The organism is Desulforhopalus singaporensis, assembly GCF_900104445.1.
GTDB lineage: Bacteria > Desulfobacterota > Desulfobulbia > Desulfobulbales > Desulfocapsaceae > Desulforhopalus_A > Desulforhopalus_A singaporensis.
Map to the genome: position 1 here is coordinate 1 of NZ_FNJI01000036.1, position 11,835 is coordinate 11,835.

At 50.7% G+C, this 11,835-nt stretch carries 14 protein-coding genes; all 14 read left to right on the forward strand.

Annotated features, from left to right (window positions below):
• The first annotated feature begins 38 nt into the window (after positions 1–38).
• Positions 39–869 (forward strand): DNA cytosine methyltransferase, encoded by an 831-nt coding sequence (locus BLQ17_RS18445; RefSeq protein ID WP_092222927.1) that lies wholly within the window; start codon positions 39–41, stop codon positions 867–869.
• 39 nt (positions 870–908) lie between these two features.
• Positions 909–1,133 carry a hypothetical protein gene (locus BLQ17_RS22335; RefSeq protein WP_143005549.1) on the forward strand — a complete coding sequence of 75 codons (225 nt, stop codon included), beginning with the start codon at positions 909–911 and terminating at the stop codon, positions 1,131–1,133.
• 456 nt (positions 1,134–1,589) lie between these two features.
• A complete protein-coding gene (locus BLQ17_RS18455; RefSeq protein ID WP_092225561.1) occupies positions 1,590–1,814 on the forward strand; it encodes a hypothetical protein in 225 nt (74 codons plus the stop codon).
• On the forward strand, positions 1,814–3,382 hold the full coding sequence (locus tag BLQ17_RS18460) for a phage portal protein (RefSeq protein WP_092225563.1): 1,569 nt from the start codon (positions 1,814–1,816) through the stop codon (positions 3,380–3,382). The genes BLQ17_RS18455 and BLQ17_RS18460 overlap by 1 nt, the downstream gene beginning before the upstream one ends.
• Positions 3,383–3,384: 2 nt before the next feature.
• Complete coding sequence (locus BLQ17_RS18465; RefSeq protein WP_092225565.1) at positions 3,385–4,023, forward strand: hypothetical protein; 639 nt, start codon at positions 3,385–3,387, stop codon at positions 4,021–4,023.
• Between the two features lie 42 nt (positions 4,024–4,065).
• Complete coding sequence (locus tag BLQ17_RS18470; protein ID WP_092225567.1) at positions 4,066–5,619, forward strand: phage major capsid protein; 1,554 nt, start codon at positions 4,066–4,068, stop codon at positions 5,617–5,619.
• A 92-nt stretch (positions 5,620–5,711) separates the two neighbouring features.
• Positions 5,712–6,041 carry a DUF2190 family protein gene (locus BLQ17_RS18475; protein WP_092225569.1) on the forward strand — a complete coding sequence of 110 codons (330 nt, stop codon included), beginning with the start codon at positions 5,712–5,714 and terminating at the stop codon, positions 6,039–6,041.
• A gap of 27 nt (positions 6,042–6,068) precedes the next feature.
• Complete coding sequence (locus tag BLQ17_RS18480) at positions 6,069–6,344, forward strand: hypothetical protein (RefSeq protein ID WP_143005550.1); 276 nt, start codon at positions 6,069–6,071, stop codon at positions 6,342–6,344.
• Positions 6,341–6,976 (forward strand): phage tail protein, encoded by a 636-nt coding sequence (locus BLQ17_RS18485; RefSeq protein WP_092225573.1) that lies wholly within the window; start codon positions 6,341–6,343, stop codon positions 6,974–6,976. The genes BLQ17_RS18480 and BLQ17_RS18485 overlap by 4 nt, the downstream gene beginning before the upstream one ends.
• Positions 6,969–7,448, forward strand: a complete 480-nt coding sequence (locus BLQ17_RS18490; protein WP_092225575.1) for a hypothetical protein — start codon at positions 6,969–6,971, stop codon at positions 7,446–7,448. The genes BLQ17_RS18485 and BLQ17_RS18490 overlap by 8 nt, the downstream gene beginning before the upstream one ends.
• A 25-nt stretch (positions 7,449–7,473) precedes the next feature.
• Positions 7,474–8,238 carry a phage tail tube protein gene (locus BLQ17_RS18495; protein ID WP_092225577.1) on the forward strand — a complete coding sequence of 255 codons (765 nt, stop codon included), beginning with the start codon at positions 7,474–7,476 and terminating at the stop codon, positions 8,236–8,238.
• A 5-nt stretch (positions 8,239–8,243) separates the two neighbouring features.
• Positions 8,244–8,588: a hypothetical protein gene (locus tag BLQ17_RS18500; protein ID WP_092225579.1), complete on the forward strand. Its 345-nt coding sequence runs from the start codon at positions 8,244–8,246 to the stop codon at positions 8,586–8,588.
• A gap of 264 nt (positions 8,589–8,852) precedes the next feature.
• Positions 8,853–11,450: a phage tail tape measure protein gene (locus tag BLQ17_RS18510; RefSeq protein WP_092225583.1), complete on the forward strand. Its 2,598-nt coding sequence runs from the start codon at positions 8,853–8,855 to the stop codon at positions 11,448–11,450.
• A complete protein-coding gene (locus BLQ17_RS18515; RefSeq protein WP_092225585.1) occupies positions 11,447–11,827 on the forward strand; it encodes a hypothetical protein in 381 nt (126 codons plus the stop codon). The genes BLQ17_RS18510 and BLQ17_RS18515 overlap by 4 nt, the downstream gene beginning before the upstream one ends.
• Positions 11,828–11,835: the final 8 nt, after the last annotated feature.

The window sequence follows — 11,835 nt, forward strand, 5'->3', positions numbered from 1 at the left end:
TAAAACGAAAGTAGTACCGGTCAAAGGAAATTTTAAAAATGGAGCAATTAAATGAGTTGGCTCTTTTCGCAGGTGCTGGTGGAGGAATACTTGGAGGCAAGTTGCTCGGATGGCGTACAGTGTGCGCTGTTGAAGTCAACGCCTACGCCGCAAGCGTACTTGTCCAGCGACAAAATGACGGACTTCTCCAGCCTTTCCCGGTTTGGGATGACGTTTGCACCTTTGATGGAAAGCCTTGGAACGGAATTGTTGACGTGGTTTCAGGCGGCTTTCCGTGCCAAGATATTTCGGCAGCGGGGAAAGGGGCAGGGATCACAGGCGAGAGGTCTGGGTTATGGAAGGAGTTTGCGCGGATCATTCGCGAAGTGGGACCACGCTTCATCTTCGTGGAAAACTCGCCAGTTCTCACTGCTAGGGGAATCGACGTCATTCTCGGGGATCTGGCCCAGATGGGGTTCGATGCGGAGTGGGGAGTGCTTTCGGCGGCAGAAGTGGGAGCACCGCACAAAAGGGACAGGATTTGGATTGTGGGCAACTCCATCGGCAACGGACGGAACTCGCGGCGGGAAAATGACGGAGAAGATGACAGGTCAATCATTGCCGCAGATGGTCAACACTCCGGCAAGATGGCCAACACCATGCAGCCAGGACGCAAAAAACAGCACGCTACCTGTCTCGCAGCGAGACAGGGATTCGGTGCCTGGGGAATTGCTGAGGTCGGGCGAAAAACCTGGTGGGCAACTGAACCCAACGTGGGTCGAGTGGCTCATGGGGTGGCCGCTCGGGTGGACAGACTTAAAGCCATTGGAAACGGACAAGTGCCACTGTGCGCGGCAGAGGCTTTCCGTAGGCTGATTGCGAGAGATTAGTGTTAGGCATAGCGCAAGATAACACGACAGAGGTGTGAAATGAATTTGAAAACTATTCTGCCTGTTCTTTTATGCTTAGCTCTTATTGCTGGATGCGCAGAAGAAAAGGAGAAATCATCTGATTACGGGAAACGCAGACACGAATTATTTACAGAATGTATGGAACTGGCATCAAAGATGCCGCGTCAATCAGATGATGATGTTGCTGACGTTGTATCTGAGTGTACCAGTGCATCATATTACATCGCAAACGGTTATGAATAACTGATACCACGACAAGACGAAAGTATTTTTTTGATATCGGTGTGGTCCGCCGCTGAAGGACAAGTCGTCGGGGCGGTCCCGGCGCATATCGGGCAGAAAACGATTGAGTGAACTTGACTTCTCTTTGCCCGATTTGTTGAAAGCAGGTCTGGCATTGCCTGCGCAGAGAAATAATGCTATTTCAGCGGTCCGGATCCCTGCCAAAATCCGGGCCGCTTTTTTTTTATGAAAACATATGTACCGAACTAAAGCGGCCATTGTCGCTATTCCTGACCGTCTGTTTATTTTTACATCATTATAAATAGCAAACCTCGTGCCAGTGCACGAAGCTGACTACCACCAGTGGTAATATACCACCTGTGGTATCGGCACTCTTTTTTTACCACAATTTGTCGCCTATTCTTTCTCCAACGGAAGCAACGTTTTGCACCTTGGAGAAAAGAGAAGAGAGAAATCATGGCGACACTCGCAGAATTACAGACACGGTTGGATCTATACAAAGATGCTGAGATCAAGGTGCTCGAAGGCAACCAGTCTTGGTCGAGCCCTGATGGCATGACCTATACCCGGGCAAATATCAACGCCCTGCAGCGGTGTATCAGCAATCTCGAGGCACAGATAGCAATCCTTGACGGCTCTGATTATATGGCAGAGCCGTTTGTTTTTGGAGGGCGGCGTTGATGTCAGGTGACAAAACAACCATCACCCGCAAGATCTACGACCGGTATACCTCAATTATCGGCGGGGCGTTGAACATGATATCCCCGTCATTTGCCGGGCGGTGGGTTTATGGCCGTAATATGTACCGTGCATTTACAGCCGGATCCACCGCAGATGCAGACCGAAACTTTAATCCACGGCTGCGATCAGGTGATGCCAACGTCAAAAAAGCCTACAAACTGGTTGCTGCCAGATGCCGAGACCAGGCGGAAAACAACCCGCTTATAGCCGGCGCACTGCGGCGAATATGTGACAATGTGGTCCGCGCAGGCATCATGCCGAAATTCAAATTCAGAAAGGCTGACGGAAGGCTTGACCGAAAAGCCAACAAGGAATGGCGTCATAGGTTTCTGCGCTGGGCAAAATATTGCGAAATCACCGGCCATGAGACCTATGGCGGAACCCAGCGACTCGGTCTCCTGCATATGTGGATGGACGGTCAGTATTTTATCCACAGGGTATACGATACCTCGCGTCCTGGTATCGTTCCGTTAAGGCTCGAGCTGCTGGAGTTTGACCAACTCGACGCATTGGTCGACGGCCAATTGTCAAATGGCAATGTCGCTCGCAAAGGCATCGAATACGATAAATCCACAGGAAGGCCGCTCTTTTACCATTTCCTCGACCATCATCCTGGAGACTATCTCGCTCTTGGCAGAAGATCGACCAGTCGGCGTATTCCAGCAGCAGACATTATCCATGTCTGGGACCGGCGGCGTATTTCGCAATATTCCGGTATTGCCTGGCTTGTAGCAGTTGTTATGGAATCTTACCGCATGGAGGATTTCCGGCATATCACCCATGACGCTGCCAGAACACAGGCAGCATTTGTTGCCTTTTTGAAATCATCAATGCCTGGTTTTAACCTCGGTGGCGGGCTGACGCTTGGCGGGCAGTCCAGTCCGGCAACACCGGCAGACACCGGCACCAAGGACGCGCCGAAAGAGATCATCTCAAATATTGTCCAGAAACTGCCGCCCGGGACCGATGTCCAGATGAACGCCCCGACTCAGCCAGGCGCTAATTATGAGCCGTTTACAAAGGACTCTGCGCGGTATCAGTCGGCAGGGATAGGCATGTCATTTGAAGCTTATACCAATAACTATACAGATGCATCTTATGCTTCGGCCAGGTCTGGATCGCTTGAGGAGAGGCTTTCCTATCGCGGACAGCAGCAGTTCCTAGAGGAACAGCCGAATCGCGGAGTTGTTGCCTGGTTTATCGAGGCAGCCTATCTGGCCGGCATGAATCCGACGCCAATGCCTGGTTATGCAAAAGATCCAGATTTCTATCATGAGATGGCCGAAGGGCAGTTTCCAGGTTGGCACTGGGTTGACCCAAATGCCGATGCCAAGGCTGCTGAAAAACTTATCGAACTCACCCTTGACACCCATCGCAACCAGTCAGCATCTAGGGGGCTTGATTGGGACGACGTCATCGACGACGCAATAGAGGAAGAGGAACAACTCATAAAACTTGCCGAGCTGCGCCGTAAGCGGCTTGGAATTAACGAAGGTGCCGAGGAGTAACTATGCCTTTTCTGCAGAGAAAACAGAGCACACCACATTATAAGCTCCGCTCGGAGATTGAGCAGCTGCTGCGCACTGCTGGCATCCATACCGGTATGTGGGCCAGATCAGGCAATCTCCAGGAATCTAAGCGGGCAACGCCAACCGAGGACGGCGGGTTTGAGTGGGTACTCACAACCGAAAAACCTACTCTTGTCTGGGATTGGAAGCGGTGGGAGTTTGTCTATGAAGTGCTGCTGGCTGACGGCATGCTTGTTCCTGCCAACGGTCAAGTTGTGCTGCTCGACTCTCATTCCAGGTACTCGGTAAAGGATGTTCTCGGTCATGTCCGTGATTTCAGTGAGACTGACGCAGGAGAATATGCGGCCAGGTCAGGTATCGTCTATTTCGCCGAAGATGCTGACAGCCAGGCGGCTAAACAAAAAGTAGAGGGCCGTCATATCACTGACGGCTCAGTCGGCTACAAGCAGATCAAGTCGATCTGGATCCCAGAGGGCGACGAGGCCTCTGTACGCGGCCGGACCTTTGAGGGGCCGCTGCGGGTGACCTATGAATGGTCGCTAATGGAATTTTCAATCACCCCGATCGGCGCCGACGTGTTGGCGAAGGTCAGGGACTTACACTCGCTGTGCGGCGCATAGCCCGCCAAACAAGACAATCCCAGCCATAAAAGGAGAAAAGGGATGAATCCAAAACTTTTAGCATTCTTGAGAGAAAACGGGCTCCGGGCCGACGCAACTGAGCAGGAGGCATGGGACTATTACGACAAACTAAAGGAAGATGGTGTAGACCTGCCTGGAATAGATCCAGGACAACGTGCTGCAGCGCCTGCTAATGGTGCAGGTAATGGGGAAGGTAATACTACACACGCAGCAGCAGGTAATGGTGGTGGAGAAGGTCGTCGTACCTATAGCCAGGAGGAACTCGAGGCAATCGTTGAGCAGCGCACAGTTCAGGCAATGGGCCGTGAGGCAACCAGGCGTGCCTCTGTGCAGGAGCTTATAGATGTAGCCGGAGTCGGTGATCTAGACGGCGGAGCCTTTGCCAGGTCGCTGCTCGATAATCCTGATGTCAGTCGTGAGCGGGCATCAGATCTTATATTTACCGAGCTAAAAAAGCGCAATGTGCCAATCGGCACAGGCGCCCATGTTGGCACCGAGGCGCCGGAGAAACTGCGTGCGGCTATCACCGATGGGCTTTTGATGCGCCAGGGGATTCCGGTTGCAGAACCGGCAGCTGGCGCACGTGATTTTCGCGGGCGCTCAATGATCGAGATCTGCCGCGAGCTGCTCGAGGCAAGCGGCGTCAACTGTCGCTCCATGTCCAGGATGGATATCGCCGGTCGGGCTATCGCCTCCACTTCCACCTCTGACTTTGCCAATATCTTTTCCTCCCTGGTTGGTCGCTCATTGATGCGCGCCTATGATGAATGGCCGTCAACCTGGCGGCCATTCGTGGCAATCACTGGGGCAAACGATTTTCGTGATATCCATGCGGTGAAGCTCTCTGGTGCGCCTGATCTGCAGGGAATCAGCGAGAACGGCGAATACAAGACGGCAATATTCTCGGATGCAAAGGAGAGCTACAGGGTGATCACCAAGGGAATACGGGTGCCGCTTACCCGCACGATGATCATCAATGACGACCTTCGGGCCTTTACCAGGGTTCCGCAGCTCTTTGGCGTTGCAGCACGGCGCATGGAGTCGGCGGCTGTCTACTCGCTGATCAACACCAACGGCGCCATGTCCGACGGCACAGCCCTCTATCATGCCGATCATTCCAATCTGGCTGCATCAGGCGGGGCTCTCAGCTCCACCACCTTGGGCGCTGGCCGGGCTGCAATGCGCAAGCAGACCGGGTTGGATGGTGAGTCAATCGACGTGATTCCGGCATTCCTTTTGACTCCGGTGGCTCTGGAGACAACTGCCGAGGTCCTTCTCCGCTCAACGGCTCTGCCCGACGATAACAAGTCTGCAGGCGTCTATAATCCATGGGCAGGCAAACTGACGCCGATCTCTGATCCGCTGCTCGATGCCACCAGTGCAACCGCTTGGTATCTCTTTGCCCATCCCAACCAGGTGCCGGTTATCGAGGCCGCGTATCTGGAGGGTGAAGAGCAACCCTATGTCGAGGAGCAGGTGGATTTTAACTCAGACGCGCTGATTATCAAGGTCCGTCATGACTTCGGTGCTGGGGTTGTTGACCACCCAGGTACCTACAAAAACGCCGGCGCGTAATTGACACATAGCGGATTGTAACTGACGCATAGATAGCCGGTCCGTAATTCGTGCCGGCTTATGAAGAAACATAGAAAAAAAGGAATTTTATCATGGCTACAAATCATGTGCAAAAAGGCAATGTAATGACCTGGACCAACGGTACCAGTGCCGACGTAGCGGCTGGAGATGTGGTCGAGGTTGGTACCCTTATCGGTGTGGCCCTAGGGGATATCGCTGACGGTGCAGAAGGTGAGGTTGCAATTGCTGAGGTGTGGACCTTGCCCAAGGAGGCTCCGCTGGTGATAAGCCAGGGCGACCAGGTTTACTGGGACGATACCGCAGGAGAGATCGACAAGACAGATACCAATACTGCTGCTGGAAAGGCCTTTGCCGATGCTGCCAGTGCAGCCACCACGGTCAAGGTTTTGCTTAACGTTTAATCGTCCATGACCACCGAGCTGGAATATATGGTTGCCGATACTGAAAGTGAGTTGGCGAGAACCGGAATAGACAAGGAAATTGACGGTGTTCCCATCAAAGCTTTTGTCTCTCATGTTGAACTTGAAAGCGCTGATTTTGAGTTAACGAACGTGTACCGGGAAAAGCTTTATCACAAGCCTGGGGCAATAGATGAAAAAGTTCCGGAACAGACTGTTGATATTGACGGCGACCGGTGGACTGTTATCTCCCACCGGTCAGGTATGATTCTGTCATGCCTCACTGTTGAGAGGTCGGTCGGATGATAACGTTTCATGGCGACATAGACGAGTTACGCAGGCTGACAAAAGGTATTGCAGCGGCGGAGCCTGCGTTGGAGAAAGCAACTGTTTCAGCGTTGAACAAGTCGATTGTTTCAACCAGGGCGTATGGTGTGAAGCTTGTTGCCAGGGATTATGCGGTCACTCAGAAAGCGGTCCGTAAGGAGCTGAAAATATACAGGGCAAACCTGCATAGAAAGCAGGCTTCCATTGTCGGTTCAGGTTCGCCTGGCATACCGCTCTATCAGTTTCGCCCAACTCCTAGGCGCGTTCCTTCAACAAAGCGTCTCAAGAGCGGCGGTTACTCACCGAAAGAGGGTATCAAGGTGATGATCCGTCGTGGTTCCAGGAAGGTCGTAAAAGGTGCGTTTATCGCCGAGACAGAGTCTGGGCATATCGGAGTTTTTAAGCGTCGCGAGCGTGGACTCGGTAACTGGTGGAACGCTTTCAGAAAGAACCGGATAGAGAAAATGTTTGGTCCGTCCCCGCTGCGAATTCTCGACAGTGAACATTATTACGAGAAACTGGACAACTACACTGAAGAAATCATGGATAAAAACATGGCTCATGAAGCCGATTATTTTCTGAAAAAAGCTGGGGTGATTTTCAATGTTTGATGCTCTCGACAAGGTAGTCGACAGATGGGGTGAAATACTGAACGGGGCTGTATTTGAGTCTCCGTCAGGTGTGTCGCGGGAGATGCGGATCATTGTCTCAGGTCTGGATTCAAAACGTATGCCGGGGATGAATGGGAACGATTATCCATTCACTCAGTTCCGGATCGTTGGCGGCGATGATGGCTCTAACAGTTCAAAATTCAGCATCATTATTGTTGCCGGGCTGTATGTGAACCCTGACACTGACGGAGATGGAGATATAGATACCGATGATGCCCAGACCGCTTCGGCGAAGACATTGATTCAACAGATTGTATCAAATATCAGGGCATTGGGTCGTGATGGAAATTACAGCCCGTATTCCTTGGAAGGGCTCAAGTGGCAGATTGGAGATCAGGAAGGCAGCCATCCAGGGCCGGATCTTTATGTTGTGGCAGCTGAGTTGCTGTTTTCTCAGGAGCCTATTTTTTAACTGAAACACACAAAAGAGGTTTGTTATGTCAAAACAGATGCAGGGCTACAGAGGAAGTCTTGATCTTTACTATCAGGTTGAGGATTCAAACGGCAATTTTGGGGAGGTTTTCCCAGCTGGAAACGTCACTGACTTTCAGATCATCCCCGACGCGGAAGAGCTTGAAATAATCTCAACTGGCAACGCAGACTATGGGCAGGCTGCAGACACCATGATCGATGCCAAGCCAACAAAATGTTCTTTTTCCGTAAACCGGTTCAACATCGATACGCTCGCAAACGCTTTTATGGGCAGTTATGCGGCGCGCACCGCATCTGCCGGCACTGTAGACGCAGGCGATCCGGAAGATGTGACGGCGTACAGCGACGGGATATCGCGGCTTAATCATATCGATATATCAAATCTGGTAATTAAAGACGAAACAGACACGACAACATATGTCCTCGATACAGACTACGAAATTGTAGATGCAAAACTCGGCCTCATAAAGGTGCTGTCTACTGGATCTATCTCCGGCGGCGATACTCTCCATGCTTCGTATAGTTATGCGGCAGAAAGCGGATACCTGCTATCTGGAGGCACCTCATCGTCTCGATTCCTGAAAATGTGGGGCCGGGGAGTAAACAGGTTCAACAACAAGGAATCCCGTGTCGAAATACCGCGTGGATCAATCAAGCCGAACGGTAATTTTTCCATGGTTGGCAATGAGGCGGCCACCGTCGGTTTTGATGTGACGATCAATGTTCCGACGGACGGCTCTGCACCGTTCACTATTATAACTGACGCGTAATTGATATGAGGAAAATATCTGAAATAACAATCGAAGGTGTCAAGGTCAAGGTTGTTGAGCTGACAGTTGCCGATATTGACGCAATGCTTCCTGAACTTGAAAAACAGGAAGAGCCGACAGCCTTGGACTGGATGTTTGCCGATGAGTATATGACGCAGTCATTGCTGCAGAAAATCATTGATGTGCCAGTTGATGATTTCCTGGGGAAGGGACTGGCGCCGTCTGAACTTGAGCCGTTGTACAAGGAGGCAGCCAAGCAGAACCCTTTTTTAGTGAAGGCCCTGAGTCAGATGCGCAAGATAGCGGATCTGATGGCAGCAAATGGATTAGAACTGCCGCAATCAACTTGATAGAGCGGGGCCATCATAACGTTTGGAACTACGGCTTCAGCCTGTTTCTTGACACTATTGACGAGATTGCTCGTCAGGATGCTTTGTCTCGGCAATAAGGTTGATAAGCCAAGTTAAAGCAGCAGTTGCTCCGGAGAAGAGTAGGAGAAGGGAAAGGATAATAATTATCCACTGGCCCATGTCGTAGCCGAAATTGAGCAAGATTAGCCCTATGAATATGCGAATTATCCCTTTCATGATTTAACAATAGCACAGGTTTAACTGATGACTCAAAAAAAATTTGAATTCATTTTAGCTGCTTCGGCCAAAGGTTTTAACAGCATAAACCGTGCAAGACAGGGGTTGCAGGCGTTTAACAAGGAGGTTGGGAACGGTAATACCCTGATGGCTCAAGCCAAGGCCCATGTTGCCGGGCTTGTCGGGGCGTATCTTGGTTTCAACCTGCTGTCTTCCACGGTCAACATTATCAAAGAGGCAAACAGTGCCTCTTTTGAGCTTGAGTCGTCACTCGAGGCTGCCAACCGTGAGTTCGATAAAGTCGGCAGTATGGAGACATGGGGAAAAACTGTCGACAGCCTCTCTGAAAAACTCCGTATTTATTCAAAAACAGATATCAGGTCTGCTGCTGCCCAGACAATAGATATGACCAAGCGCCTTGGTCTTTCTGCTGAGCAGATGGAAATAGTGATTGCCAGGACAGCTGACCTGTCAGCCGGCAAGACAACACTGCTCGGAGGAATTGAGAGGGTAACCGCTGCGCTGAGAGGTGAGGCTGAGGCGTCAGAATACTTAGGGCTTACCCTCAACGAAAACTATGTAAAGGCGTGGTATGAGGCATCTGGAGCAACACAGGGAGCGTGGAAGAACCTTGACGACCTCCAGAAAGCCCAAGTTCGCTACATGGTTTTTCTTGAGCAGGCGAACTCCAAAATGGGCCGGGCCGCAGAATCGGTGAAAACGTTTGCCGGGGCTTATGATCTGGTAAAGGCCAAGCTTACCGATGCAGTGACTGAAAATGAGAAAATGGTCGATGTGATGAAGGACCTTGCTGAATATCTTGAGGCGAATGCCAATGATATTGGCGAATTGGTGTCGTCTATTGCTCAGGCGGCGGCCGAGGCTGCAAAGTGGACTGTTGAAAATAAGGAACTTGTTGCCACGCTCGGAAAATGGGCGTTCGCGATTTATGGAGTGACTACGGCAGGTGGAATTTTAATTCGATTTTTAAAAGGATTTAATGCTGCAGCTGCAGTGATAACTGGTTCCAGTCTTATAGCATGGTTTGGGAAACTGCGTGGCGTCATCACCGGAGTAACGCTTGGTATGGGGGCAATGGCGGCAGTGACAGCTAGTGTTGCTGTTGCTTTTGTTAATGCTGTCGTCCAATCAATAAAACTTTATGACCGCTGGAAAGAACTCAAGAAAATTCAGAAAGAAATAGAAGAACAGACCAAGGAAAACGCCGAAGCTAATAAAAGACTTGCTGATCGTTTCGCTGAAATATCAAAAGAAACCGGGGTGACTGTTACCTCGATAAAAGAACTTGATGATGCCGTCAAGAAGGGCTTGCTGCGATTTGACGAAGTGAGCGGTGATCTTGTGAAAGGATATCAAAATGTTGCAGAAGCTGCAGAGCAATCTGGGAAAAAACAGGCTGATTCGGTTCAGAAAGTTACCGATGAAATGCTCAAGAAGTACAAAAAATATGCGGAAAACGTAAAGCGCCTGCAGCAGGAACTTGCAGGGATGGAACAGTCTCTTGCTGAACGTCTCAGGGCAATGTCCAGAACCGGGATGTCAGATCTTGGTGCATGGCGTGATCGCAAGAAAGAAGCTGAAAAGTATATGAAAACCGCACAGCAGGCCGCCGAAGCTGGCGACATGAAAAAAGCTGTTGAGTTTTCCAAAAAAGCTGAAGACGCATACGCCGACCTGAATCGTGAAGTGAAGAATGGGGAGACTGTTGCGATATCTCAGCAGGCCGCGCTGAAGACAGCGATGGAAGGGGTAAGGGCCGCCGGCGAGCAGGCTGCGGAATACCAGAGAAAAATCATCGAGCAGGAACAGAAAGCTGCTGAGGCATTGAATAAGTCAACAGGCGGCAAACTCCTTGAGGCATTAAAGAAAGACGCTCCAGAGTTGGCCAGTGTTTTTGATAGCATAAAATCAAAAGTCGACGAGATGAGCAACTCCGCGGACAGTTACGCTCGCGTGGTTGTCCCGGAGATCGGCAAGGCGTATGAGCTGGTATTCGATAACGCCGAAAAAAAAGGCAAAGCGGCGATAAAAACCATCGATATCGAAACTGACAAACTCGTTAAGAAAAAACGAGAGATGGAGATTAATATCAAGCTCAACGGGCCGAGCCAAAGCGAGCTGGATAGGTTGTTCGGAGACATGAAAGGGGTTGTCGCCGTCGCCGGAAAAGCAAAAGGCGGTTTTCCCGGGCTCAACCCCGTCCCGTGGGTGCCTGGTTTCAATACTGGCGGCGGCGTGTGGGCAAAGTTCCAGCGTCTTGCTAATCCTCTTATTATGCGTGGATCTGGCATGAAAGACGACGTTCCGGCAATGCTCAAAAAACACGAATTTGTGCAACCAACTGAGTCTGTAAAGCTATATGGTGTCCGCTTTATGGAGATGGTCAGGCGTGGTCTTTTCCCTGTTGAACTGGCAAGAGGATTTGCTACAGGTGGTACTCCTGCAGGGCCGGTGTCGCTGGCAGGCGCCGTTTCTGCTGGAGGTTCGTCTGTTTATAACCTCACCGTAAATTACAGTGGTTCCGGTTCACATGGAGACGCTCGCGTCCTGGCGAAAACCGTTTTATCAGAGTTGCAGAAAATGCAGAGAGGGTCATCAAGATGATCACTATAAACGGGGCTGAATTTAGCAAATACCTGCAGGTTCCAGACTGGTTGACATCTCCGGGATCTGCGGGGAGCGAGCATGTTACGTTGGGCGGCTCATTGATAGTGCAAAGATTTTCTGGAGATTATCCGAAAGAGATCACTTTAACGGCGAAGCTGGAAGGCAACAAGTTGTTTGGTTATTTCACAACAGAACAGGTTGAATATCTACGACTTATTGCTGATTCTGGAGAGCCTGTGCCGTTTGAATATCACGGTAGGCAGATGAATATTGTTATCCCGCTTGACGGGATTAACCTTGTGGCGCAAGGAAACAGGTCCGATCCTCCAAGCGGCCACCCGCATTACGGAACTGTAACTGGAAGAATTGTTTAGGAGGATAT